15 protein-coding genes and 1 pseudogene are annotated in these 25,543 nt (G+C 73.6%); 5 read left to right on the top strand and 11 right to left on the bottom strand.

From position 1 onward, the window contains the following. Window positions 1-82 precede the first annotated feature (82 nt). From PUR26_RS16300 to PUR26_RS16315, 4 genes are all read right to left on the bottom strand, one after another. On the bottom strand, window positions 83-3,007 hold the full coding sequence (locus tag PUR26_RS16300) for an NHLP bacteriocin export ABC transporter permease/ATPase subunit (protein ID WP_329873094.1): 2,925 nt from the start codon (window positions 3,005-3,007) through the stop codon (window positions 83-85). Window position 3,008: 1 nt separating this feature from the next. Next, on the bottom strand, window positions 3,009-5,270 hold the full coding sequence (locus tag PUR26_RS16305; protein ID WP_329873095.1) for an NHLP family bacteriocin export ABC transporter peptidase/permease/ATPase subunit: 2,262 nt from the start codon (window positions 5,268-5,270) through the stop codon (window positions 3,009-3,011). Continuing rightward, window positions 5,255-6,061, bottom strand: coding sequence for an HlyD family efflux transporter periplasmic adaptor subunit (locus tag PUR26_RS16310; RefSeq protein WP_329873096.1), 807 nt, complete (start codon window positions 6,059-6,061; stop codon window positions 5,255-5,257). The genes PUR26_RS16305 and PUR26_RS16310 overlap by 16 nt, the downstream gene beginning before the upstream one ends. A gap of 151 nt (window positions 6,062-6,212) precedes the next feature. Further along, window positions 6,213-6,440: a type A2 lantipeptide gene (locus PUR26_RS16315; protein WP_329873225.1), complete on the bottom strand. Its 228-nt coding sequence runs from the start codon at window positions 6,438-6,440 to the stop codon at window positions 6,213-6,215. An 809-nt stretch (window positions 6,441-7,249) separates the two neighbouring features. On the opposite strand from PUR26_RS16315, the gene PUR26_RS16320 reads away from it, so the two are divergent. Further along, window positions 7,250-7,642, top strand: a complete 393-nt coding sequence (locus PUR26_RS16320; RefSeq protein WP_329873097.1) for a DUF4180 domain-containing protein — start codon at window positions 7,250-7,252, stop codon at window positions 7,640-7,642. Window positions 7,643-7,781: 139 nt separating this feature from the next. Here PUR26_RS16320 and PUR26_RS16325 read toward each other — a convergent pair whose 3' ends face one another. Continuing rightward, window positions 7,782-8,918 carry a sulfite oxidase gene (locus PUR26_RS16325; RefSeq protein ID WP_329873098.1) on the bottom strand — a complete coding sequence of 379 codons (1,137 nt, stop codon included), beginning with the start codon at window positions 8,916-8,918 and terminating at the stop codon, window positions 7,782-7,784. 84 nt (window positions 8,919-9,002) lie between these two features. Then, window positions 9,003-9,743 carry a Clp protease N-terminal domain-containing protein gene (locus PUR26_RS16330; RefSeq protein WP_329873099.1) on the bottom strand — a complete coding sequence of 247 codons (741 nt, stop codon included), beginning with the start codon at window positions 9,741-9,743 and terminating at the stop codon, window positions 9,003-9,005. 511 nt (window positions 9,744-10,254) lie between these two features. Between PUR26_RS16330 and PUR26_RS16335 the strand changes: the two genes are divergently transcribed. After that, window positions 10,255-10,821, top strand: a complete 567-nt coding sequence (locus tag PUR26_RS16335) for a YcxB family protein (RefSeq protein ID WP_329873100.1) — start codon at window positions 10,255-10,257, stop codon at window positions 10,819-10,821. A gap of 430 nt (window positions 10,822-11,251) precedes the next feature. Here the strand turns inward: PUR26_RS16335 and mmuM are convergent, their stop codons facing one another. Further along, complete coding sequence (gene mmuM, locus PUR26_RS16340; RefSeq protein ID WP_329873101.1) at window positions 11,252-12,172, bottom strand: homocysteine S-methyltransferase; 921 nt, start codon at window positions 12,170-12,172, stop codon at window positions 11,252-11,254. Window positions 12,173-12,616: 444 nt separating this feature from the next. Between mmuM and PUR26_RS16345 the strand changes: the two genes are divergently transcribed. From PUR26_RS16345 to PUR26_RS16355, 3 genes are all read left to right on the top strand, one after another. Then, entirely contained in the window at window positions 12,617-15,871 is a 3,255-nt protein-coding gene (locus PUR26_RS16345; protein WP_443077092.1) for an amidohydrolase family protein, read from the top strand. A gap of 305 nt (window positions 15,872-16,176) precedes the next feature. Beyond that, window positions 16,177-17,535: an MFS transporter gene (locus PUR26_RS16350; protein ID WP_329873103.1), complete on the top strand. Its 1,359-nt coding sequence runs from the start codon at window positions 16,177-16,179 to the stop codon at window positions 17,533-17,535. After that, window positions 17,522-18,628 carry a glycoside hydrolase family 43 protein gene (locus PUR26_RS16355; RefSeq protein WP_329873104.1) on the top strand — a complete coding sequence of 369 codons (1,107 nt, stop codon included), beginning with the start codon at window positions 17,522-17,524 and terminating at the stop codon, window positions 18,626-18,628. The genes PUR26_RS16350 and PUR26_RS16355 overlap by 14 nt, the downstream gene beginning before the upstream one ends. Window positions 18,629-18,719: 91 nt before the next feature. Here the strand turns inward: PUR26_RS16355 and PUR26_RS16360 are convergent. From PUR26_RS16360 to PUR26_RS16375, 4 genes and pseudogenes are all read right to left on the bottom strand, one after another. Beyond that, a pseudogene (locus PUR26_RS16360) lies at window positions 18,720-21,656 on the bottom strand (AAA family ATPase); the annotation flags it as partial. Between the two features lie 395 nt (window positions 21,657-22,051). Then, window positions 22,052-23,755 carry a S8 family serine peptidase gene (locus tag PUR26_RS16365; protein WP_329873226.1) on the bottom strand — a complete coding sequence of 568 codons (1,704 nt, stop codon included), beginning with the start codon at window positions 23,753-23,755 and terminating at the stop codon, window positions 22,052-22,054. A gap of 715 nt (window positions 23,756-24,470) precedes the next feature. Further along, entirely contained in the window at window positions 24,471-24,881 is a 411-nt protein-coding gene (locus PUR26_RS16370) for a hypothetical protein (protein WP_329873105.1), read from the bottom strand. A gap of 5 nt (window positions 24,882-24,886) precedes the next feature. After that, window positions 24,887-25,348 (bottom strand): ATP-binding protein, encoded by a 462-nt coding sequence (locus tag PUR26_RS16375; protein WP_329873106.1) that lies wholly within the window; start codon window positions 25,346-25,348, stop codon window positions 24,887-24,889. Window positions 25,349-25,543 lie beyond the last annotated feature (195 nt).

Consider the following 25,543-nt stretch of genomic DNA (forward strand, 5'->3'; position numbering starts at 1 on the left):
GCCGGTACGCGGGCCGACCGAAGCCCACCCTTTCGAGCGGAGCCCGTGTGGCCCCGGGTGCACCGGTCGGACGGCGTTCCGATCAGCTCATCTGACGGCGTACCAGCTCGTGCAGGTGGCCGTTCGGATCGGCCAGCAAAGCGGACGGGGCGCCCTGCTCCACGACGCGGCCCGCCGACATCACGATCACCCGGTCGGCGTCCATGACCGTGGTCAGCCGGTGGGCGATCACCAGTCGGCTGGCTTCGAGCTCGCGGGTGCTCTCGATGACGACGCGCTGCGCCTCGTTGTCGAGAGCGCTCGTCGCCTCGTCGAGGAAGAGGATCCGCGGACGCCGGATCAGTGCCTGAGCGATCATCAGGCGCTGGCGCTGACCCCCGGATATCGCCCCGCCGCCGGAGATCATGGTGTGCAGTCCCATGGGCATGCGCCTGATGTCCTCGGCCAGCCCCGCCATCTCGACCGCCGCCCACACCTCCTCCTGGGAGTACGCCTCCGCGCCGCAGACGCAGTCCAGGATCGAGCCGGTCAGGGGCTGGGCGTTCTGCAGGACGACCCCGCACTGCCGGCGCACCGCGGACTGGTCCAGTGCCGTCAGGTCCTGGCCGTCGTACAGCACGCTGCCCGCGTCCGGCCGGTCGAAGCCGATGAGGAGGCGGAGCAGGGTCGACTTGCCGCAGCCGCTGGGCCCGACGACCGCCACGAACTCGCCGGGCCGCACTTCGAAGGACACGTCGTCGAGGACGAGCGGGCCGTCGTCCGAGTAGCGGAAGGACAGTTTCCTGGCCTCGACGCCCCCGGAGAGGAGGCCCGGCCGGGTACTGCCGCCGCGTACCTCCGGGGCCTCGTCCATGACCGGCCTGATCTGCTCGTACAGGGGCAGCGCGGCGGCGGCCGACACGAGTGCGCCCGTGAGCTGTGTGACAGCGGTCAGCAGCATGGTCACCGAGGTGCTGAACGTCAGGAACGAGCCGGCCGACATGCTGCCCCGAGCCGGGCCTGCCAGCAGCATGAACATGATGAGCGAGCAGAGCGGCAGATAGACGGCGTCGAGGACCGTCGTCACGTTCCTGATCCGGCCCGCCCGCTGCTGGAGTTCACGGGAGCGGGCGAATTCCCGTGCCCAGGCGGCGTACGCGAAGCTCTCCGCCGCCGCGACACGCAGTTTGGGGAGCCCGCGCAGGGTCTGGAACGCCTGGTTGTTCAGCTTGTTGCCGAGCTCGATCAGCTTCCGCTGCCACCGCACCTGCCACAGGCCGAGGCCCAGGAAGACGACCGCGATGACGGTGAGCATGGCGATCGCCGCCAGCGCCAGGGGCACGCTGAAGCAGAGCAGCAGGACCAGGTTCATCGTGCCGACCGTCGTCGCCTGGACGGCGACCGGACCGACGCCGGTCAGGACCCGGCGTATCGAGCTGATGCCCATGGCCGCGCCGGCCAGTTCCCCGGTGGACCGCTCGGCGAAGAACCGGGTGGGCAGCCGCAACAGCCGGTCCCACACGGCCGGCTGGAGGACGCTCTCGACGCGTCCTTCCATCCGCAGCACCGTCAGGTTCTGGAGCAGCATGAAGGAGGCCGAGACGATACTGGTGATCATCACGGCGAGCGCGACCTGGACGATCAGGCTCCGCTCGGCCGCCGGGACGTACTCGCCGAGGACCCGCCCGGTCGCGATCGGCACCAGCGCGCCCAGCCCGACCGTCACCAGCCCGGCGAGCACCAGAGTGCGGAAGTCCGACCCGTTGCCGCGCAGGCCGAACAGCAGCAGCCGCCACGCGCTCATGGGCCGCTCGGGCAGCGGGCGGTAGAACATCACGGCGCGCGGTTCCAGCTCGGCGGCCGTCTCCTCACCGATCCGCATGCGCAGACCCGACGCGGGGTTCACCGCCTCGTACCGGCCCCGGCGCCACAACAGCGCCACCGGCGCCCCCGACTTGGCCCAGTGCCCGACCAGGGGACCGGCGTTCGTACGCCACCAGGTCCCGTCGAGCCTGACCGCCCGGGTACGGATCCGGGAGCCGACCGCGATGCGCTCGACGGCGCTCACGCGGTCACTGACGGCACCCCCCTTGGACGGTTCCGCCAGGGTGATCCCGGCCGCCCGGGCCACCTGGCGGCACACCGCGAAGGTGGCGTCGTCGCTCGCCCGGTCCCCGCCCGGCCGCCCGGGGCGCTCAGGGCCGCCGATGGAGGCCAGCAGCGCCTGGTCGGCCCGCGCGCGTACGGCCTCGCCCGCCCTGATGCCGGCGGCGGCCCGGTCCTCATGGGCACGTTCGAGCTGTTCGATCCAGCGGTCCACCGCGGAGAGCAGCCGGTACTGCTGGTTGACCATCCGCTGCCACAGGGAGCCGTCCATCAACAGGTCGCCCGCGGTGTCCGCGCCGTACGCGGCGCCGTACTGGACGCTTCCCGGCGGCACCGGCATCCACAGCATGTCGTCGTCGGCCAGGGCCGTGCCGTCGTCGGCGCCGGGCCGGCCGTCCAGCGGAGCCTCGAACAGGACGCCGAGGCTGCGGGCCGTGCCGAGGGCGAAGGCATGCTCCAGGAGGGTCGGTCTGCCGTACGAGGGTGCGTATCCGGCCCCGTGACCGGCTCCGTACCCCGCGAACCCCGCCCCGTATCCCGTACCGGCGCCCACGCCGTACCCCGGGTCGTATCCCGCGCCGTGCTCCGGTCCGTAACCGCCGTACAGCGCCCGCAGCGGGATCCGGCGCAGCGCGCAGCCCTGCGCCGGCCTGCCCACCAGCGTGTGCTGCGGCCCCTCGACCGGGCCCAGGAGCAGGCTCCCCGCCTCCAGGCGGCCGAGGAAGTGCCAGTGCCCCTGTCCGGCGGCGTCCACGGCGAAGAGGTCCAGCCCTCCGTCGGCCACGAGCCACAGCACCTGCGGACCCTCCAGCGGCACGCTGCGCAGACCCGTGCAGTCCAGCTCCCGCCCGAGGCCGCCGAGGGCCTGGACGACCGCGTCGGAGCCCGTCACGTCCGAGGGGGCCGGGGAGGGGAAGGTCATGTCAGCGCTCCTTGACCAGTTCGGCGTACGCGCCCCGCGCGGCGAGCAGTTCCTCGTGACGGCCGCGTTCCACGACCGTGCCGTGGTCGAGGACGACGATCTCGTCGCTGTCGCGGACCGTGCTCAGCCGGTGGGCGATGACGACGCACGCACAGCCGCGCCGGCGCAGGTTGTCGATGACGACCTGTTCGGTCCGGGCGTCCAGGGCGCTGGTCACCTCGTCCAGGACGAGGATGCTCGGCCGGCGCACCAGGGCCCGCGCGATCTCCAGTCGCTGGCGCTGGCCACCGGAGAAGTTGCGGCCGTCCTGCTCGACCCGGCTGTGGATGCCCTCGGGGCGCCGGGCGATCACGTCGTCGTAGAGGGCGGCGTCCTGGAGCGCGGCGATGACGGCGTCGTCGGGTATGGACGGGTCCCAGAGCGTCACGTTGTCCCGGACCGTGCCCTCGAAGAGGAAGATGTCCTGGTCGACGAAGGAGACGGAGGCGGCCAGCGTGCTGCGCGGGATGTCCTCCAGGCGCTGCCCGTCGATGCGGATCGTGCCCTCCCAGGGCGTGTAGAGGCCGGAGATCAGCCGGGAGACGGTCGACTTGCCGCTGCCGGAGCCGCCGACGAGTGCCACCTGGCTGCCCGGGCCCACGGCCAGCGAGAAGCCGCTGAGCAGGGGAGCGTCCAGCGGGCTGTAGCCGAACGTGATGTCGTCCAGGACCACGTGCCCCTTGAGCCGGCGGGTGCTCGCCTCCGCTTCCGGACGGGAGTAGAGCGAGTCGGCCGGGAAGCTCTCGACGTCCCGCAGCCGCGCCACATCGGCCGCGAAGTCCTGGATCCTGCCCGCCACTCCGTTGAGCCGGGTGAGGGGCGCGGTGAACCGGGTCACCAGGGCCTGGAAGGCGACGAGGAGACCGATCGAGATATGCCCCTCGACCGCTCGCAGACCGCCGATCCACAGGATCACCGCGCTGTTGAGCGTGGCGAGGGTGGGCGCGACGACGGCCAGCACCGCGCTCGGCACCCCGAGCCGCTGCTGCACCTCCAGCGTGGTCGCGTGCTGTCCGGCCCAGCGCCGGAAGAACCCGTTCTCGCCGCCGGTCGCCTTCATCGTCTCGATCAGCTGGAGTCCGGTGTACGAGGTGTTGGTCAGCCGGGCGCTGTCGGCCCTCAGCTTCTGGGTGTGCGTGGCCCGCAGCCGGATGACGATCCGCATGGCGACGACGTTGAGCAGGGCGATGAGCACCCCGACCACGGTCAGCTGGGGATCGTACGTCCACAGCAGCAGCGCGTAGAGGACCACCACGACGCCGTCCACGCCCGCGGCGGCGAGATCCCGTGCCAGGGTCTCGGCCACGGCGTCGTTGGACTGGAGCCGCTGAACCAGATCGGCGGGGCTGCGCTGGGCGAAGAAGGTGACGGGCAGCCGCATCAGGTGCCGCATGAAGCGGGCGCTGCTGAGCGTGGAGGAGATGATCCGCCCGCGCAGCAGATTGGCCTGTTGCAGGCCGGTCAGCAGGGCGGTGAGCGCGACCATCGCCGCCATCGACGCGAACAGCGGCCCCAGGAGCGAGGTCTGTTCCCCGATCAGGAACATGTCGATGTACGTACGGCTCAGCGCGGGCACCGCCGCGCCGACGCCGACGAGCAGCAGGCTCGCGAGCAGCGCCGCCAGCAGGGTGCCGGTGGTGCCGCGCAGCCGCGCGGGCACGGCGCTGAGGATGCCGGGCCTGCGACCGCCCCGGCGGAAGGCCTCGGTGGGCTCGAAGACGAGGGCGACGCCGGTGAAACTGGTGTCGAAGTCCTCCGCGGGGACGAAGCGGCGGCCCTTGTCGGGGTCGTTGATGTGCACGCCCCGGCGGCCGAAGCGGCGCCCCATGCCGTCGTACACGACGTAGTGGTTGAACTCCCAGAACAAGATGGCCGGTGCCCGCACCTCGGCGAGGGCCGCCGGCTCCATCTGCATGCCCTTGGCCTGGAGGCCGTATCCCCGGGCCGCCTTGAGGAGGTTGCTGGCCCGCGATCCGTCGCGGGAGACGCCGCACGCGATGCGCAGCTCCTCCAGCGGTACGTGGCGCCCGTGGTGGGCGAGGACCATGGCGAGCGAGGCGGCGCCGCATTCCACGGCCTCCATCTGGAGGACGGTGGGGGTCCGTACGGTTCCGCGCCTCTTGGGAGGGCTTCCCGCGCCGGTCCGCCCGCTCCCGCGGTTCCTGCGGCCGGGCGCGGGCTGCGCGCGGCGCCGGCCGCCGCGGGCGGTCACGGGAGCAGCCATTCGATCGGGTGCTGGTCGGCCAGGTGGACGGAGCCGTCGACCAGGGTCATGGAGGCGATCCCGTAGGGCGGGCCGTCGGAGGTCGACCAGGCATAGCCGGTCCTCGTCGTCGACGGCTCCAGCCGGACCAGGATCGGTACGGGCTGCCCGGACCGTGTGAAGTGCTCGCCCAGCTCGCTGCTGCCGAGGAAGGAGGTGATGTGCCTGCGGGTCTCGGCGGTGCGGCCGACCGCCTTCACCCTGCCGCGCAACACGCCGTACTGCTGCTTCGGCACGGACTGGACGGTGAGGTCGACCGGGGCGCCGAGGGGGACGGACGAACCGCTGTCGGCCGGTACGTACAGCATCACCATCAGGGGGTCGTCCTTCTTGGCGGCGCGCTCCACGGCCGCCACATCGGTGCCGGTCGTCACCACGGAACCGATCGTCGGGACGATGGTGGTCAGCCGGCCGGCGGCGAGAGTGCGGATGACGGTGTCCTCGCCCCGCGCGGTGCGGACCTTCACCAGGGGCGCGTCGGCGGGAAGCCGCGCGCCCTCCTCGGCCAGGATCTCGGTGACCTGGCCCGCCACGGGGCTCTGGAGGATGTAACTGCCCTGGGCGTGGGTGAGGATGCCGGGGGCACCGAGGGTGGAGGAGACGGAGCCGGCCACCGCCCAGACGGAAGCCCCGGCCATGGCGAGCACCGTGACGATCAGGACGAGCAGGCCCTGGGGGCGGGCGAAGCGCACCGGGAGGTCGATCTCCTCGGGCGATTGCAGTTTGGAAAGAGCCTGTTGACGGAACTCCATGACACTTTCCTCGGGACTGCGACGTTTTTCGGCAGGGAACAATGCCGTTCCCGTGAAATGCGCGAGAACGGGCGGATAAACGGCAGCCGTGTGCCCCGGAATCGGACGGACCCCGGGGCGCACGGCCCAGTGCCGCTCAGCGGCACACGAATCAGACGCCGGCGACCGTGACGGTGGCCAGGCCGGTGATCGCGCCCGTGTTCAGGCCGGTAACACCCTCGACCGTGCCGACGACCGAGCCCACGGTGCCCGAGACCGGCACGATGGAGTCGACAGCGGCGGTGGCGTTGCCGACGATGCCGCCGAGGAGACCGCCCGACACGTTGTCGAGGTCGGCGTCGGAGATTTCCTGCGTCTGGATCTGGGGGGTGTTCATGATGTGAGGTTCCCTTCACACGGATATTTCAAATGGCCACGACCGAGCCTTTGTGCTCTCGTCCGCAGTGCGATGGATCAAAGCACGCGCCCGCTTTGAACGGCTAATCGGTCAGTCGCTGACACGGGTGGTATCCGGTCCTTTATTGCGGCCTTGTGCACACGTGTTCATCACTTGGTGCCACCTTCTTCACACGGCTTGCCAGGGGGATTTCCGGCGGTGACTGCGCGGTTGTTTCGGAATGGGACATTCCGGCTGTGCGGGGAGGGCTCCTCCGGGATCGTGGTGGGGGGCCGGGGAAGACGGTGTGACGCCTGCGCAGTCGGTGTGCAGATTCGCTGAAGGGTGCCGTCACGGGACGTGCGCGCGACCGGCCACGGCCTGATGTCGCGTCAGGAGCGCACAGAGCGCGAGGAGGAGGCGGCGCACGGGCCGGGCCGGCTCCGCGGGCCGTGGACCCCCTCGGCCCGGTCGAGCTCGATGTCACTGGCGGCCCAGGGGCCCGGGATCCTGGTCGGCGGACGGGGCCGGGCCGGGCCGCGCTCCTCCGCGGCGGCCGCGGCACCCGTGGGGTTCAGGTCGGCGACCGCCCCGGCGGCCAGGCGGTGCGCGCGATCGCCGTGCCGATGTCCGCGCCCGCGTCCGTCACCAGCGCCACCCGGGGAGCTCCGGCGGCTTCGGCATCCGCCGGAACTTCGCCTCCTCCACCGCCCGGTCCACGGGGGCTCCGCCCGGGAGCACCGGACCGCCCGCACAACCAGGGCCTTGGCGCCCCCCCCGTCGGAGGGGGAAAGGACCTAACCTTGTCCTCCATGACCGCCCTTCAGACCGTCCATGACGTGCCCCTCCTGATATGCGACCCGGAGGGCGAGACCATCGCCGGCGAGAACGACGCCCTGGATCTCATCGGCAACGCGGGCTATTCGGGTGCCCAGTGGGTCGTCATCCCCGCCGAGCGGCTCGACGAGGGGTTCTTCCGACTGCGCACCCGGATCGCCGGCGACATCATCCAGAAGTTCGTCAACTACCGGATGGGCATCGTGGTGCTGGGTGACATCACCCGTCGCACGGAGGCCAGTCCGGCGCTGCGCGACTTCGTCCTCGAGTGCAACCGCGGCCGTCAGACGTGGTTCGTCACCGGCATCGAGGAGCTCACGGAGCGGCTGAGGAACCAGGATCCGGCACGGCAGGGCGCGGGGTCGTAGGCCCGTTTGCCGGCACTGTCGTCGCCCCGGGCCCCGCGCACCCCGCCCAGGAGCCGCGTGCCGGGTCGTGCCCCGCCGTGACGGTGTCGCGTCCCAGGCCCCCGAACCCGCTCCGGCAGGCCCCGCCGGCCCCGCCCGCTCATGCGGGAGGGAGGGACTCGTCGGGGGCCGGGCAGAGCACATCGACCCGCTGGACGAGGTTGTTCCCGAAGCCCCCGCGGTTCCAGGACTGGGACAGCGGCTGGGTGCGGGCGTCGGCGTCGGTGGCGCGCACGCTGAGGACATGGCTGCCGGGGGTGGCCGTCCACGTGGTGTGCCAGTGGTGCCAGGACCAGGAGCCGCCGTCCGGCGGTGCCAGTTCCGCCCGCGTCCAGGAGCGGCCGTCGTCGGTGCTCACCTCCACGCGGACGACCGGGGCGTGGCCGGACCACGCGCGGCCCTCCAGGCGCACCTCACCGGGCCGTACGACCCGCACGCGGGACATGAAGTCGGGGAACCCGGGCGGGACCATCAGCGCACGCGGCTCGATCCGGGTCACCGGCTCGCCGGGGTCGTCCGGCTCGTGACGGTAGCGGTAGGCGACCGACTGCTGGAAGCCCGTGAACGGGGTGTCGGTGACGGTGATCTCGCGCAGCCACTTCACATGGGCCATCCCGTACCAGCCGGGCACCACGAGCCGCAGCGGGCAGCCGTGCTGCGGCGGCAGCGGAGCGCCGTTCATTCCGTAGGCCACCAGGACCTCGGGGTCGCCGGCGAGGGCCACCGCGAGGGGCAGACTGCGCCGGTAGTCCTGCTCGACCCCGCGTTCCACTCCGTGGTCCGCGCCCGTGAAGACCACTTCGACGGCGTCCGGCTCCACCCCCGCCTCGGCGAGGAGGTGCCGCAGCGGCACTCCGGTCCAGTCGGCCGTGCCCACCGCCTCGACCAGCCACGGCTGGCTGACCGGGCGCGGGCTGAGCCGCGCCCTGCCGTTCCCGGCGCACTCCATGGTGACGCGGTGGGTCACGGCGGGACGCCCGCGCAGGGCGCGCAGATCGAGGTCGAGGGCGGTACGCACCCGGCCGTTCAGGGCCAGCCGCCAGGCGGTGGTGTCGACGGCCGGAATGTCGAAGTGCGTCAGTACGTAGTGCAGCCCGGGCGGCGTCACGTCATAGCGCAGGGCCTCCAGGGGGAGCCCGTGGTTGCGGGCGGCGAGGGCCAGTTCCTGCGCACTGATGCCTTCGCCGGATCGGGCGAGGCGGGCCGGTCCGCTCACCTCGCCGATGCGCTCGGCCATGACTCCATGGTGCCCCCGCCCGGGGCCGGGGGCATGCGGGCACCCGTCCCCGCCGGCTGTCCCTCGTGGGCCTCGCTCCAGTGCCTACCTTTCGGCGGCCTCGCTCTCGGCGGCCGCCGCCACGGCCGCGGAGATGTGCGCCTCGGCGGCCGCCTTGTCGATGCCCAGGCCGCCGAGAACGCCCTCGCCGTCCTCGAACTCCAGCACGGCCAGCAGGATGTGCTCGGTACCGACGTAGTTGTGGCCCAGGCGCAGGGCCTCCCGGAAGGTGAGCTCCAGGGCCTTCTTCGCCCCCGCGTCGAACGGGACGAGGTCGGGCACCCGCTCCGCCCCCGGCGGCAGCGCCGCCGTCGCCTCCTGCCGGACCGACTCCAGCGGGACGCCCTGAGCGACGATCGCCCGCGCGGCGAGCGCATCCGGTTCGTGGAGCAGCCCCAGAATCAGGTGGGCGGGCCGGATCTCGTCGTTCCCGGCCGCCTGGGCCTCGTTCTGCGAGGCCATCACGACGTTTCGCGCGCGCTCGGTGAACCGGCCGAACCCCTGGGAGGGGTCGAGGTCCGAGGCCTCGCCGGGCTTCGCGACGAACCTCTTCTGCGCCGCCTGCCGGGTGACCCCCATGCTCCGGCCGATGTCCGTCCAGGAGGCGCCCGATCGCCGGGCCTGGTCGACGAAGTGACCGATCAGATGGTCCGCCACCTCACCGAGGTGGTCGGCCGCGATGACGGCTCCGGAGAGCTGGTCGAGCGTGTCGGTGTGGGTCTTCTTGATGGCCTCGATCAGGTCGTCGAGCCGCACCGGGTTGGTCATGCCGAGTGGATTCGTCATATGTCAACCCTAGGTTGACACCGATCGAGGTGTCAACCCGTGGTTGTCGGTCGGGGGGTACGGCTCAGCAGCCATCCGCAGGGGCCCCGCGGAGAAGGCCGCGACCTCGTCGCCGCCCCGCACGTCGGTGCCGACTGCGCAGCCGGGAGCGGTCCAGGCGGACCGGGCGAACGGCCCCGCACGGTGAACGGGCCGGTGGCCACCGCCGGTTCGCGACCGTCGGGGGGGAGGAGGAGGAGGCCGCCGGCGCCACCACGTCACTGTCCTCGGCATGGCGCGGGGGCAGCCCCGGGGCGGGCTCGGACTCCCGTGTGTCGGCGAACGGAACGCCTGGTACCAGCGCCGGCCCCACCCTCGCCCGGTCGAGGACCGGCAGGAGGCCACGCGCCTGCTGGAGGATCGGCCGGCCGGGCCAGGGGGACCCGGCTGCCATCGGGCGTCGCCCGGTGGCTGTCCGCCCCGGCGCCGGCGTTCGGTAGGATCCGGCGGATCTTCGTACCGGGGAGGGACCGTGGCCGAGTGCCGCTGCGCCGAAGGCACCGACAACAGTGCGGAAAACGCCGACGACGGCGTGGACGAGCGGACCGGGGTCCAGCTGGTGTATCAGCCACGATCCGCCGACGCGCTCGTCGGACTGCGGATCCGCGAGCGGATCAAGCGGACGGGGCTCGTGCTGCGGATGGCGTTCCTCGCACTGTGGGTGGGGCACTGGCTGCTCTCCGTCGTGGGGCGCGGGAGCGTCGACGTGGTCTCGACCGTCCTGTTCCTCTTCGTCGTCCTGGCGTTGTGGGGGTACCCGCGGCTGCAGGCCGCCCATGTGCAGCGGATCGTCGCCTGGCAGGGCCAGTACCGCGCCACCGTGTCTGCGGCCGGGATCACCTGCCGGACCGACCACAGCACGTTGATCCAGCAGTGGACCGTCTTCCGGGGCTACCGGGAGACGGCCGGCCACTTCGTCCTGCTCAGCCGGGATCCCAACGTCATGTGCCTGGACGTCCTGCCCAAGCGGGGCGCACAGGAGGCCGGCGACGTCGATCGCCTGCGGGCGCTCCTGGACCGGTACACCACGCGCGTGTGACGCGGTGGGCGGGCGCTCGTGACCGGTCGCACCGGCGGCAGCCGCCGGCCGGGAAGACCGCCCCCTCCGGTGCCGGTCACGCTCAGCGGCTCGAACGTGATCCGGGCGGCGGTCCCGTCGGTCGCCCACCGCACCTCGGCCGAGCCGCCCCCTCGCCGCCGCCCGTGTTGCCCTGGGCCGGTACTGCGGATACCGCCGGCCCTCGCCACGCCGTCCAGGGGCTGCGGCTCCTGTCCGCCCGTCAGGGGGGCGAGCGCGACCGACGCGGCGGTGTCCCCGGCGGGTCCGGCCGTGCGGCGGGGGAACGACGCCCAGCGGGTGAACGCCGTGCCCTGCGGGGCGCGCGGCCGCTCCGCCGGCTCCGCCCAGCCGTGCACGCCGTACAACCGCGAGGTCGGCGGCTCGTCCGGGCCCGTCGCCCAGCCCTGCCTCAGCGCAACTGGGCGGCCAGCCCGGCGATCGTGTCGGGGCCCACCCGGCAGCAGCCGCCGATCAGCCGGGCTCCGGCCCGCTGCCAGCCGGTCACCCGCCGGACGGAGAACGTCGAACGCCCGCGCCACTCACGCGCTTCGGCGTCCCACCGCTCGCCACTGTTCGGATAGACCACCACCGGCTTTCCGGTGACGCGGGCGGCGAGCTCGACCGCCCGGTCGGCGTCCTCGGGCGCACAGCAGTTCACGCCGACCGCGACGATCTCCTCGGCGTCCGCCGCGAGCGCGAAGGCGTCCTTCAGCGGCTGGCCGGCCCGCGTCCGGTCCCCGGCGACGCTGTACGAGAGCCACGCCGGTACGCCGAGACCTCGGACCGCGCGCAGCAGGGCCCGCGCCTCGTCCGTGTCGGGCACGGTCTCCAGTGCCAGCACGTCGGGCCGGGCGGAGGCCAGCACCTCCAGCCGGGGCCGGTGGAACCGCTCCAGCTCCCCGACGCTCAGCCCGTACCGGCCCCGGTACTCCGAGCCGTCCGCCGCCATCGCACCGTACGGGCCGACGGAGGCGGCCACCCACAACGACCGCCCCGGCGACTTGGCCTCCGCGCGACGGGCGGCCTTCCGGGCCAGTTCCACGCTCAGGGCGAGGAGTTCGGCGGTCCGGTCGTGGTCGATGCCGCGGCGGGCGAAGCCTTCGAAGGTGGCCTGGTAGCTGGAGGTGATGGCGACGCGCGCCCCGGCCTCGTAGTAGCGCAGATGTGCCTCGACGATCGCCTCCGGCCGGTCGGCGAGCAGCCGCGCCGACCACAGCTCGTCGCTCAGGTCGTGCCCGGCGGATTCCAGCTGGTTGGAGAGTCCACCGTCGAGCACGAGGGCGGAGGTGGCGAGCGCCTCGGTGAACGTGAGGCTGGCGGGGCGGGTCATGAGGGTGAAGCTAGCGGAAAGCGCCCCGTGGTTCGCCCCGGTGTCCGGAAACTGGACATCGGGGTCGGTATGCGGATCTGTCGACATGGATCGCCGTCCCCCTGTCGTCCGCGGCGCGGGCCACCCGTCCCCCCCCCAGGTGCTTGCCCTGTCTCTCCTGCCTCACATGCCACGGGAGTTCGCCGGGTACGTCCGCTTCTCCCCGGCGGCCCACGGCTCCGCTCCGCGCAGGGCGCCGCGGGCGGTTCCCGACCACCGCGCGGGTCGACCGGGCCGACCGATTCCCCGGCCCCGTCGCGCGCGGCCGCTCCCGAGGCGATCACTGGGCCGTTCGGGCGGTGTCGTCGGCTGGCCGAAGCGGCGCTGTTGCCACCTGCCGCGGGTACCTGGACGATCGGGCACTCCGCCTCCCGCCGGTGGCGGAAGACGATCCCAGGAGGCGTGGTGGAGGGTCGGGAAGCAGCTGCCGCGGACCGGGAGGACACGGCGTCGAGGCTCTCGCGGCGCCGGTTCCTCGCCGCTGCCGGAGTCGCCGCCACCGGATTCGCCGGTGCGGCGGGAGCGGCCGGTGCGGCGGGAGCGGCAGAGGTCTCCGGAAGAGCCGCTGTCCGGTTGTCCTTCACCGCCGTCACCAACGGTTCGGCGACCCTCGCGCCCTCCGGTGACCTGCTCGTCGCCGAGGTCCAGCACATCCTGTGGTCACTGCCGGGAGGGGGAGGGGAGGCGGTACGGCTGCCCCTGCCCGGCCTTGAGCCGACCCGCCCGGTCTTCTCGCCGGACGGCTCGTCGATCGCCGTCTGCGCCTACCGGGACGGCGCCTTCCATGTGTGGACCCTTCGGCCGGACGGCACCGGGCTGCGCCGGCGCACCGACGGCCCCTGGGACGACCGGTCTCCGGCCTGGTCGCCGGACGGCGGCCGGATCGCGTTCGCGTCGGAGCGCGGCGGGGACCCGGTGGCGGGCAGCGCGTACCGCGTATGGACGCTGGACCTGCGCACGGGGCACCTGAAGCAGGTCACGGGGCTGCCCGGGCAGGAAGGGCCGGTGCAGGAGGGCCCGTGGGAGGACTTCGATCCCGCCTGGTCGGCGGACGGCGAACGGATCGTCTTCGTCCGTGGAAGGGCCGTGACCACGGCCACCGGTTCGGCCCTGGAGGCGCGGACCATCGCCTCCGTCCGGGCGGACGGCCGGGGAGCGGTGCGCGTGGAGCACACCGGCACGGACGCCGCGCAGCTGATGACGCCGGCGCCGTCACCGGACGGCAGGCACCTGGCCCACCTGCGGGTCACGGCGCCGCCGCAGGGCTCCTGCACCCTGGTCGTGGACGGAGCGGCGGTTCCGCTCGACGGCGACGTCGAACCCGTCCCGCCGCGCTGGACGGCGACGGGTGAGCTCCTGCTGACGGTCGGCGGCCGCTTCACACTCGTACGCCCCGAGGCGCCGGGAGGGGCGCGGGCCCTCGCCTTCCAGGGGGCGCTGCGGCTGGACCGGCCGCGGTACCGGGTCAAGGAGTACGACCTGGGCGCCGGTCGCGCCCGTCCCGTGCGCGGCATCCACCTGCCCGCCCTGGCCCCGGACGGCCGGCGTGTCGCGTTCGCCGCGCTCGACGCGCTGTGGCTGGCGGACACCACGGGGGGCCGTCCGCCCCGCCGGCTGGTCACGGCCGGGCCGACCCGCTACCTGCTGGGCCCGGTGTGGGCACGGGACGGGCGTTCCCTCCTCTACGCGGACGACCGGGACGGGCTGATGGGCGTGTACCGCCATGATGTCCGCACCGGTGAGGAGAGCGCCCTGGCGACGGGCGGGCGGGTCCACCCGGCGCTCTCACCGGACGGGACGAAGCTGGCCTGCCTCGACCTGACGGGCCGTCTGATCGTGTGCAACCCGGCCACGGGCACGGAACGCGCGCTTGTGGAACCGCTCGGCGGAGGAGGACTGCCGGGGCGGCCGAGCTGGTCACCCGACGGCAGGTTCATCGCCCTGTGCGACCGCAACAGGCTCAACCGGCGCTTTCGCGAGGGCTACAACCTCATCCGGGTGGTGGACGGCGCGACGGGCGAAGCCCGGCTGCACGCCGTCGCGCCGCACGTCTCGCTCTCGGACCGCTACGACTCCGGTCCGGTCTGGTCACCGGACGGCCGGTGGATGGCAGTGATCGTCGAATCCGCGTTGTGGGTGCTGCCCGTGGCGCCCGACGGGGTTCCCGAGGGTCCGCCCCGCCGTCTCACCGACGAGGCCGCGGACCACCCGTCCTGGTCCGGTGATTCACGGACGCTGCTCTACCTCTCCGGCGACCGGCTGCGGCTCGTGGCGGTGGCGGGCGGGAGAGCCCGTACCGTACGTGTGCCGCTCGACCACCGGCGGCCCCGGCCGGCCGGGACGGTGGTGCACGCGGGGCGGTTCTGGGACGGCACGGGCGGTGACGGGTCCGTGCGCGAGGACGTGGACGTGGTCGTGAGCGGCGGGCGGGTCGCCGCCGTCGAACCACACCGGCCCCGGCGCGCCGTACCCGCCGCGCGCCGCGTCGACGCCTCGGGGCGCACCGTGATCCCCGGGCTGTGGGACGCCCACACCCACCCCTGGCAGAGCACCTACGGAGGACGGCAGACCGTCGCCCAGCTGGCCTACGGCATCACGACGGCCGTGTCACTGGGCGGGTTCGCGTACGAACAGGCCCGTGTCCGGGAGGCCGTGGCCGCCGGGGCGCTGGCCGGCCCCAGGCTGCTGACGAGCGGGGAACTGCTGGACGGCGCCCGGGTCGCGTACAGCATGGGCCGGGCCCATCGCACCCGGGAAGGGCTGCGGCGGTCCCTGGAACGGGGGGTGGCGCTCGACTGGGACTTCGTCAAGACCTATGTGCGCGCCCCGGGCTGGCTGATGGAGGAGGCGGCGCGGTTCGCCCATGAGCGCCTGGGCGTACGGGCGGGAAGCCACTTCTGCTCCCCCGGAGTGCTGACGGGGCAGGACCTGACGTCCCACCTCCAGGCCACGCAGCGTCTGGAGGCCGGGCACGCCACGACGGCGAGCGGCCGGGCGTACCAGGACGTCATGGAGATCTACACGGCCCGGGGTGCCGGCTTCTCGCTGATCGCGACGCCGTTCACCGCGATGTCCCTGACCGGCGCCGATCCCCGGCTCGCCGAGGACCCGCGGGTCACGTCCGTCATGCCGCCCTGGGACGCCGCGTCGGTGCGCCGGATGGCCGCCCAGCCGCCGACGCGGGCCCAGCTGGCGACCCTGCGCACGGAGACGGACGTGTACCGGAAGGTGCTGGCGGCGGGGGGCGTGGTGGCGCTCGGCACGGACGCGCCGATCGTTCCGGTGGGCCTCTCCCTCCACCTGGGCCTGCGGGCGCTGCACCGCGGCGGCTTCAGCCCCGCCGAGGCGCTGCGCACGGCGACGGCTCTGCCGGCCCGGCTCTTCGGGGTGGAGCACGAGCTCGGCACGGTGGAGGTCGGCAAGGTCGCCGACCTGACGGTGGTGGACGGCGATCCGTTCACGGACTTCGACACGCTCGTACGGACGGTGTCGGTGCTCAGGGGCGGCGTGCCCTACGAACAGGCGGACCTGGTCGCGGCGTTCACGCCGCCCGCACGCCCGGTCCTCCCCGCGCCCGGGCGGGGCGACGACACGACGGACTGGCTCCGGGTGGGCCGGATGATGCGGCGGGACGGCTGCTGCGGGGACGTCCACGGCTGAGGGGTGACCCGGAGCGCCGGGGCGGGGGCCCCGGGGCGCCCCGGGCCCGGCCGGTGGAACGGTTCCGGCCGGTGGAACGGTTCCGGTTCCGGCACCGGCACCCGGCATCTTGATCCGCGGCGTTTCCGGACCCGCGGCCGACCCCCGGAAGAGCCCGGCCTGGGGAGATGCCGCGCGGGCTCCGAGAAACCACCCGCAAACCTCTCCCGACCCGTTGACCTCTCCGTAACACACCCTTACCGTTTCGCCGTTCGACATCGCAGATGCTGTTCGGTATGACGAACAAGAGGAGGCGGGGAGGCCCTGTGGAGACCAGAGTCCTGGGCAGGACGGCCCGGCGGATCCTGCCGTTCCTGGGCCTCCTGTACGTCATCGCCTACATCGACCGCTCCAACGTGGGCTTCGCCAAGCTGGAACTCCAGGCGGAACTGGGAGTCGGCGCGACGGCGTTCACCCTCGGCCAGGTCTTCTTCTTCACCGCGTACGCGATCTTCGAAGTGCCCAGCAACCTGATGCTCCACCGCGTCGGCGCCCACCGCTGGATCGCGCGGATCCTGCTCACCTGGGGTGTCGTCACGGTCGCCACCGCCCTGGCGCACACCACCTGGCAGTTCTATCTCGCCCGGTTCGCGCTGGGCGCCGCCGAGGCCGGCTTCTTCCCCGGGGTCCTGTACTACCTCTCCCAGTGGTTCCCGGGCAGCCACCGGGGCCGCGCCATCGGCGCGTTCATGCTCGCCGCGCCGGTCTCCTTCATCCTCGGCAACCCCCTCATGGGCCTGCTGATGGACCTCGACGGCACAGGGGGGATGGCCGGCTGGCAGTGGGTGTTCGTCGTCACCGGCATCCCCGCCGTCCTGGCGGCGCCCCTGGTGCTCTGCCTGCTGCCCCGAGGTCCCGAGCAGGCCCGCTGGCTCGCGCCCGACGAACGGCGGTGGCTGCTGGCGGAACTGGCCGCCGACCGGGCCCGGGCGGGGGAGCAGCCGCATCGCGCGCGGGCCGTGCTCGGCGACCGGCGGGTGCTGACGGCAGCGCTGTTCTTCCTCGTCTTTCCGCTCTCCACCTACGGCCTGTCGTTCTGGCTGCCCACCCTCATCGACGGCTTCGGCGACCTGACCCACACCGAAGTGGGCCTCGTCTCGGCCGTACCGTACGTCTGCGTGGCCGCCGGACTCGTCGCCGTCCCGCGTCTGGTGGCGCGCCGGGACACCCCGTACACCTGGATCGCGGCGATGCTCGGCCTGACCGTCGTGGGCTTCACCGTCACCGCTCTGGCCGACTCGCCCCTCCTGCGGATGGCCGGTCTGTGCGCCGCCGCCGTCGGCGGTTACGCCGCCCAGCCGGCCTTCTGGACCCTCATCCCGCGCTTCCTCACCGGCGCGGCGGCTGCCACCGGAATCGCCGCGGTCAACGCGATCGGCAACCTCGGGGGCGGCTTCGGCCCCTTGGGCATCGCGGCCGTCGTCGACTCCACCGGCACCGCACTGACCGGCCTGATGTTCCTTCTGGCGGTCTCCGTCCTCGGCCTCGCGGCCGTCCCGCTGCTGCGGCGTGCCCTGAGCCCGGCGCCCGCGCCCGCGCCGGCGTCCACCCCGGACCCGGCCTCGACCACCCCGGTCCCCTTCCCCGCTCCCGTCCCGAAAGGCAGTCCGCATGAGCCGCAATGACCTGCCCAGCCGCCGACTCCTGCTGCAGGGCGCTCTCGCCGCAGGCGCACTCACGGCAGCGCCCGGCGTCGCCCACGCCGCCTCCGGCGGGGCCGCGGCCCGCGCCGCCGCCCGGTACGCCAACCCCCTCGTCCCGCACCGCGCCGATCCGCACATCCACCGGCACACGGACGGTCACTACTACTTCACCGCCACCGCACCCGAGTACGACCGGATCGTCCTGCGCCGCTCCCGCACCCTGCGCGGCCTCACCGGGGCCGCCGAGTCGGTGATCTGGAAGAAGCACACCAGCGGCGAGATGGGCGCCCACATCTGGGCTCCGGAGATCCACCACATCGACGGCACGTGGTACGTCTACTTCGCCGCGGCGCCCGCCGAGGACGTGTGGAAGATCCGGATGTGGGTGCTGGCGAACCCCGGCCGGGACCCCTTCAAGGGCACCTGGACCGAGAAGGGCAGCATCACCACCGCCTGGGACACCTTCTCGCTCGACGCCACCACCTTCACCCACGGCGGCAGCCGCTACCTGGCCTGGGCGCAGCACGAACCCGGCATGGACAACAACACCGGTGTCTTCCTGTCCCGGATGGCGAACCCCTGGACCCTCACCGGGCCCCAGATCCGGCTCACCACACCGGAGTACGACTGGGAGTGCGTCGGCTTCAAGGTCAACGAGGGCGCCTCGGTCATCCAGCGCAACGGCCGGGTCTTCATGACGTACTCGGCGAGCGCCACCGACAGCAACTACTGCATGGGCCTGCTCACCGCCGACACCCGGAGCGACCTGATGGACCCGGCCTCCTGGACCAAGTCCCCGACACCCGTCTTCACCAGCAACGACGCCACCAAGCAGTACGGGCCCGGCCACAACTCCTTCACCGTGGCGGAGGACGGCCGCACCGACGTCCTCGTCTACCACGCCCGCCAGTACAAGGAGATCGGCGGCGACCCCCTGAACGACCCCAACCGGCACACCCGGATCCAGCGCCTGGGCTGGAAGGCCGACGGCACTCCGGACTTCGGGATCCCCGTCGCGGACGGTCCCGCGCAGAGCGCCGGGGGCCTGTGGCGCCCGGCCCGCCCCCGAGCGTGACGGGCACGTCGTAGCCGCCGGGCGCGACGTCGACGTGGTCGGGGCGTGCCTTCCCCGCCGCCCCGCCGCCCGGCCCGTGTCCGGTGCGAGGTCACCGTACGGGCGGCGACGACGTGGTGAGGGCCGTCGCGAGCTGTGCGCGGGAGCGGACGTCGAGCTTCTGGTAGATGCGCGTCAGCCGGGACTCGACCGTCTTCACGCTGAGATACAGCCGGGCGGCCGCCTCCTGGTTGCTCGCGCCCTGCCCCACGAGCCGGGCCAGGTGCAGCTCCGCCTCGGTGAGCCGGGACAGCGCCCCGCCGGCGGCGGGAACGGCGTCGGCACGGGCCGGGCTCTCCGCGGCCAGATCGAGCCAGGGGACGGCCCCCGCCCGCTCGAACACCGCGGCCGCCGCCTGCAACGCCTGCTGGGCGGCCGACCGTCTGCGGCGCCGGCGCTCGACCCGGGCCAGGGCCACCAGGCACCGGCCCTGCTCCAGCACCAGCCCGCGCGAGGCGAATTGCTCGGCGGTCTCCACGAGCAGACCGACCGCCTCCTCGGGCCTGCCGCCGGCGGCCAGGCAGAGGGCGTAGGCACGGTCGCAGCCGAGCAGCACCGTGGCGCTGCCGAGGCGTTCGGCGACCGGCCCCACATCGGCCAGCAGCGCCTCGGCCTCGGCCAGGGCGTCGTTCGCGAGCAGTGCCTCGGCCAGCTCCTCGTGCCAGCGCAGCATGGACGGATCGACGGTGCACTGGGCGCTCTCGCCGTCCCGCACCCGCAGCAGCGTCTCCAGCGCGTTCGCCACGTCCCCGGTGACCAACTGGACCCGGCCCAGCGCGTACAGGCTGCGGGAGAGGAAGACCCGGTCCCCCTCCTCCTCCGACGCCTGGACGCTGCGACGGGCATAGCCGGCGGCACGCGTGAAGCTGCCGCCCGCGGTCTCGGCGAGCGCCAGCGCGTACCAGGCGGGCCCGGGCGACAGGCCCGCCTCCAGCGTCAGGGCGAGCGACCGCCCGGCGTGCGACAGGGCTGCCGCGCACTGCCCCCGACGGGCCTCCACCTCGGCGAGCGTACGGAACAGTTCGATGGCGTCCTCGACGGACCCGCGCCGCTCCACCAGCGGAAGCAGGCTGTAGAGCTGGTCGCGGGCGTCGGCGAGGCGGTCGTCGAAGAGCGCGTGACGGATGGTCAGGATCTGGGCGGCGTTGCGGATGCCCAGCGGGCGGTCGGTCATTTCGAGGGCGCGGGCCCGCTCCAGCGTGCGCTCGGCCTCCGGCGACCCGAGCACCCGGTCCATACGGGCCTGGACCGTCAGCGCCTGGGTCTGCGTGTGGCGGTCGCCCACGGACGCCGCCAGCTCGGCGGACTCGACCGCGGCGACCCGCGAGCGCACCGGATCGCCGTCCGCCAGGACGTACTTCACCGCGAGCCGCAGCAGCACCCCGGCCCGCAGCGCCGGGTCGCCCTCGGAGTCCTCCAGGGCGTTCACATAGATCTCGTCCAGGTCGGTCAGGCCCTGCCCGGCGGTGTCCAGCACCGCGAGCCGGACGCGGACCCGGTCGGCCGGGGCCGCGTCCCGGGCGAGGAGATCGGCCGCGGCGCGCATCGCGAGGTCCGCGCGCGCGGCCCGGGCCGCCTCCTCGGCGGCGTCCACCAGCCGGTCCAGCCGTACCCGGCCGAGGTGGGCGGGGGTCGTCTCGGCAGCGAGCAGCGCCAGTTCGGCGGCGAGGGCGCTGTTGCCGCGGCGGCGTGCGGTGTCCGCGGCCCCGGCGACCTCGGCCGCCAGGCCCTCGTCGGGCACGTCGGTGGCGAGCGCGCGGTGCCGCACCTCCTCGACGGCGTCGTCGACCACCCGGGCGAGTGCGGCGTGCCCTTCGCCCCGCTCGGTCCAGGAGGCGTCGTGGACCAGCGTGGAGGGCAGCAGACCCGCGGTGAACGCGACCGTCCCGTCCTCCGCGAGCGACACGAGACCGGCGCGCTCCGCCGCGGCCAGTTCCGCCTCGGCGGCAGGTCGTCCCGCCCGGCGGATCAGCCCGGTCGTCGGACGCAGGGCCAGGGCGGCGAGGAGCAGGGCGGCGCGCACGGCCGGGGAGGCGGGGGCGAGCATGCGGCGCGCGAGATCGCGGGCGCGGCCGGACAGCGGCAGCGCCTCGGTGTGGCGCACCGGCGTCCGGGCGTCGGCGATGGACCGGCCGACCGCGAGCGCCAGGCGCGGGTTGCCGCCGCTGGCCCGGTGGATGCGCCCGGCCATCCGGGACGGCAGCCGGTGGTGGTGGAGGAGTTCGGCGATCTCGTCGGCGTGCAGGGGCGGTACGAGCAGGACGTCGGCCTCGGACGGTACCCACAGGGAGGCGTGGGCGGCGCCGGTGCCGCCGGCCGGTTCGACGCGGCCGTGACGGCCGGGGGAGGTGCCCGGGTCGAGGATCCCGCCGGTGTCGGGGGAGGCGCCCGTGGTGCCCGTGTCGAGGGTGGCACCGGTGTCGGGGGAGGCGCCCGGCGTGGCCGCCGCGTGCGCTCCCCGTACCGCGCCGACCGCCCTCAGGTGCTCGGGGCCGCCGGGCGCGGGCGTCTCGACGGCCAGGGCGCGCAGGGACGTCGGGGCCAGGTGGAGTGCGAAGCGCAGCAGGTCGGCGCTGTCGGCGTCGATGCGCTGGGCGTCGTCGACGATGAGCAGCACGGGCCCCCGGTCGGCCAGGGTGCGCAGGATCCGGGCGATGCCCAGGCGCAGGGCCACCGGGTCCCAGCCGGTCTCGGGCGCCGTGGCCTCACGGCACAGCACGGCGACGGAGGCGCGCTGGGGGCCGGGCAGCCCGTCGAGCGCGTAGGCGGGCACCGAGGCGACGAGGGCCGCGGCGGCGGCCCCCGCCATGTCCTGGTCTGCGGGCTGCGGGGCGAGCCACAGCACGGTCTCACCACGGGCGGTGGCCCGTGCGGCCGCCGCCCGGGCCACTTCGGTCTTGCCCACGCCCGCCGGGCCGGTCAGCACGGCACGGCCGCGGCCGTGCAGCACCCCTTCGAGGCGTGAGAGGAGTTCGTCGCGTCCGACCGGAGCCTCGCCTCCGGCCGGCGCGGTCCGTCCGGACCCGGGGCGCCCGGGCGAGGCGGTGCGCCCGGCGGCCGGGTACCGTCCCGTGGGACGTTCACCGGGTGCCGGGGAGGGCCGTCCCGTTCGCGGCGGCTGTCCGTTCCGGGCCGGCCGGCCCGTTCGCGGAGGCTGCCCGGCCGGCGTGGGGGCGCCGCTCGGCGTCGACCTCACCCGCACCACCACCCTCCCCGTGCACGGGCCCCCTGCCCGCGACCAGAGAATACGAACCCGGCCGCCGCAGTCCATGCCCCTTGTCCGGCATGTGGACGGGAGCACCGCGGGGCGTGCCCGCGGCGAAGTGCCGCTGACACGCCCCTGACACGCTTCTGACCAGCGAGGATGCAGATCCCGCCGGGTGATCAGAAGGTGAGACTCCAGGAGTCGATGTAGCCGGTGTCACCCGAGGCCACGTCCTGGACCTGAAGCTTCCAGGTCCCGTTCGCCACCTCCGCGGACGCGTCGACCGTGTAGGTGGCGAGCACGTTGTCGGCCGAGTCGTTGCTGCTGGAGCCCTTCAGCCGGTACGCGGTCCCGTCCGGGGCGACCAGGTCGACGACGACATCGCCGCGCCAGGTGTGCTTGATGTCCACGTCCGCCTTGAGGGCGGCCGGGGCGTTGCCGGTCCGGCCGGTGACGGCGATCGGGGACGTCACGGTGGCGTTGTCCGAGATCGTCACGTTCGTGGCGTTGGTGAACGTGGTGCCCGTGCCGGGCGTGGTGGGAGTGCCGGAGACGGCGTTCACCGTCTTCGCCGCGTCGGCGATGCCCGCGCCGCAGCCGCCCGAGCAGCTGCCGGGCAGCGGACGGGCGTTGGCCTTGATGGCGCTCTCGATCTCGGCCGGGGTCAGCGCGGGCTTGGCCGCCTTGACCAGGGCGGCGAGACCGGCGATGTGCGGGGCGGCCATCGAGGTGCCCTGGTACGGCTGGTAGTTCTCCGCCGACTGCGTGGTGGTGCCGGAGTTCAGCGTGGAGAGGATGCCGTTCTGGGGCGTGGTGATGGTGCCCGGCGTGTCGGTGGCGCGGCGGGTCTCGCCGCCGGGGGCCGAGACGTCGACGACGGAGCCGAAGTTCGAGTAGTACGAACGGTTGCCCTCACGGGTGGTGGACGCCACGTTGATGACGTTGCCGCAGTTGGCGGGCGTGGAGCCGGAAGCGTTGGCGTTGCTGTTCCCGGCCGCGACCACGACCGTGGTGCCGCGCGCGACGGCTCCGTCGATGGCGTTGCGGTACACGGTCGGGCAGGTCGCGCTCGCGCCGCCCAGGCTCATGTTGATGACCTTGGCGGGGGTGGGGTTCGCCGGGACGCCCGGGACGGTGCCGCCGGAGGCCCAGGTGATCGCGTCGGCGATGTCCGAGGAGGAGCCGCCGCACTTGCCGAGCACACGCACGTGCTGGACCTTCGCCCCGTACGCGACGCCCGCGACACCCTTGCTGTTGTGGGTCGTCGCGGCGATGGTCCCCGCGACGTGCGTGCCGTGCCACGAGGAGTTGCTCGCCCGTGAGCCGGTGCCGCACTCGCCGTCGGTGGCGTTCCAGTCGCCCTCGTCCTTGGGGTTGGCGTCCCGGCCGTTGCCGTCGCGCGCGTCGGCGGACGCGGAGATGAAGTCGTAACCGGCGACGGTGTTGGCGCTCAGGTCGGTGTGGGTCGTCTGGCCGGTGTCGATGACCGCGACGGTGACGCCGGACCCGGTGGTGGTGTCCCAGGCCGCGGGCACGTTCATGCCGCCGGTGGCCTCGAAGAGGTCCCACTGCTTGGCGTATTCGGTGTCGTCGGGGGTGACCGCCATCGCGTAGGCGCGGATGTCGGGCTCCACCGAGGCGACGGCCGGGTCGGCGCGGAAGGCGGCCATGACCTCGGCCGCGTCCTGCTTCGTGGTGTCGGCGCCCAGGTCGACCAGCGCCGAGCCGTTGGCGAGGCGGCGCTCGAAGGACAGCCGCTCACCCGTCTCGCTGCCCTTGGCCGCGGCGTCCTTCGTGGCCGCCGCGTTCGAAGTGGCCTCCTCGGCACGTGACGTGTAGGTCACGATGACCTTGTCGACGGGCGCGCTCGGCTGTGTGGTCATGGACTGCGAGGCGGGGGCGGTCGCCTTCGGCGCGGGGTCCGGCTGGGCGGCGAGTGCCACCGATGAGGTGGCCGCGACGCCGATGAGGGTGGCGCTCGCCGCCACGACGGATATGAGTCTCCGCCTGGAACCGTTCAAGGTGTTCCCTTTCAGGGCGGCTCCGGCGACTCCCGGAGCAGCTGACGGTGCAGAGCGCGGGCGGGCGGAGCGGGGACCGCGGTCACGCCGTGGGGGTGGCAGTCCGCGGTCCCCTGGGCCGGGTGCGCCCATGCGCCGCCGCCGGCGCGACGGACCCCGTGCGGGGACCGTCACCGGTGGAGCTCATGGGTTACATGCACCTGACAGTGAAGAGTCAGAGGATGAGAACCGCCGGTTCGGCAGACAGTAGGGAACGGCGAGATGAAGCCGATACGGGGAAAACCCTTGTCACCCCCGCGAGGGGCGAGGGGCGGCCCGGGGGGACGGGCGCGGGAAGCGGTGCGCGGTACGGGAAGGCCGTCACCAGGACGGCGTCGGCGGCCGGGCCTTCCCCGCGGCCGCTCACCGTGCGTGACGTGCTCCTCGCGCGACCGCGGGCGACCGCTCCCGCCCGCCGTACCGGCCCGAGGGAGGCGGGACGGCACGGGCGACGCCCGCGACGGATGTCACGGGCGCGGGGGCGGGCGGTCTGCGGGGGAGCGGGTGGCGGAAGGAGGCGGCCGGCTGCCGGCCGGGCTCAGAGGCTGCTCTCGACCCCGTACACCGACCAGGCGGGGGCGACCCCGGTGAGCTGGCAGATCATGAGGTAGAGCGGGATGGGAGGGGTGTACGGAGACGTGGTGTCCGGCCGGTGGATCAGCCGTGGACGGCGGCCCGGAACCTGCGCGTCCACCGCGTAGCAGGACGGCAGCGGCCAGCGCAGATCCGCGTCGGAGCCGGCCGGCACGATCCACCACCACCAGTCGGTGTCGGCGAAGACGCACCCGTTGCCCGGCAGCCGCGACATCAGCCGGAGCCCGTGCCGCGCCGGCACCCCCACCGCGTCGCGGCCCAGCGTGGCCGGCAGCGACGGCGGCAGCGCCAGCCGCACCTCGCCCGGGTCCGTGTACGGGGCCCGGCGGCCACGCGCGGACAGCAGCGTGGCCATGGACCTCAGCACGGATCCGCCGGGTCGAGGGCCAGCTCGGCCCAGACGATGCGCCCCACCCCGTGCCGGGCGTCATGCGCTCCCCACGCGCTGCTCAGCGCGTCCACGATCATGAGTCCCCGCCCGCACTCGTCGGCGGCGACGTGCCGCAGCCCGGGCCCCAGCGCGGGGCACCCCTCGTCCTGGACGGCTATGCGCAACTGCTCGCCGCCGTCCCGCAGTTCGCAGACGACCCGGCTGCTCGCGGTGTGCACCACCGCATTGGTCACGAGCTCCGAGACGATCAGCTCGACCGTGTCCCGGACGTCCTCGTCGATCCCCCAGAGGGCGAGTCGCCGGCCCATGAGATGTCTCGCCCTGGCGGCCGATTCGGCCCTGGCGGGCAACTCGAAGGCGAAACGGCGGACATCGGCTGTCTGCGGTCGCCGGGCCACGAGCTGGGGGCTGAGCGCATTACCAGGTGCCACGACCGATTCCTTACGTGGGGAAGCAGCGCCGGACGTCGCCTCTCCCCTGCAGGGCGCGGCAGCGCGTGAACTGGTTCACCGGAATACTTTCCTCCCGCCGCGGACACTTGGCAAGTGCCACTCTGAAAATTGCAGAGTGCGGTGTTCTCTCTGGTCTTCGCATGGCACACTCATGAAAAAAGCGCGTGGGGAGGT

Origin of the sequence: Streptomyces sp. SP18CS02, assembly GCF_036322365.1 — a bacterium.
GTDB lineage: Bacteria > Actinomycetota > Actinomycetes > Streptomycetales > Streptomycetaceae > Streptomyces.

What these genes read in the sequence shown, in the direction of transcription:
- PUR26_RS16300 (WP_329873094.1), bottom strand. Translation starts at nt 3,007, where the DNA reads ATGACCTTCCCCTCCCCGGCCCCCTCGGACGTGACGGGCTCCGACGCG.
- PUR26_RS16305 (WP_329873095.1), bottom strand. Translation starts at nt 5,270, where the DNA reads ATGGCTGCTCCCGTGACCGCCCGCGGCGGCCGGCGCCGCGCGCAGCCC.
- PUR26_RS16310 (WP_329873096.1), bottom strand. Translation starts at nt 6,061, where the DNA reads ATGGAGTTCCGTCAACAGGCTCTTTCCAAACTGCAATCGCCCGAGGAG.
- PUR26_RS16320 (WP_329873097.1), top strand. Translation starts at nt 7,250, where the DNA reads ATGACCGCCCTTCAGACCGTCCATGACGTGCCCCTCCTGATATGCGAC.
- PUR26_RS16325 (WP_329873098.1), bottom strand. Translation starts at nt 8,918, where the DNA reads ATGGCCGAGCGCATCGGCGAGGTGAGCGGACCGGCCCGCCTCGCCCGA.
- PUR26_RS16330 (WP_329873099.1), bottom strand. Translation starts at nt 9,743, where the DNA reads ATGACGAATCCACTCGGCATGACCAACCCGGTGCGGCTCGACGACCTG.
- mmuM (WP_329873101.1), bottom strand. Translation starts at nt 12,172, where the DNA reads ATGACCCGCCCCGCCAGCCTCACGTTCACCGAGGCGCTCGCCACCTCC.
- PUR26_RS16355 (WP_329873104.1), top strand. Translation starts at nt 17,522, where the DNA reads ATGAGCCGCAATGACCTGCCCAGCCGCCGACTCCTGCTGCAGGGCGCT.
- PUR26_RS16365 (WP_329873226.1), bottom strand. Translation starts at nt 23,755, where the DNA reads ATGACCACACAGCCGAGCGCGCCCGTCGACAAGGTCATCGTGACCTAC.
- PUR26_RS16370 (WP_329873105.1), bottom strand. Translation starts at nt 24,881, where the DNA reads ATGGCCACGCTGCTGTCCGCGCGTGGCCGCCGGGCCCCGTACACGGAC.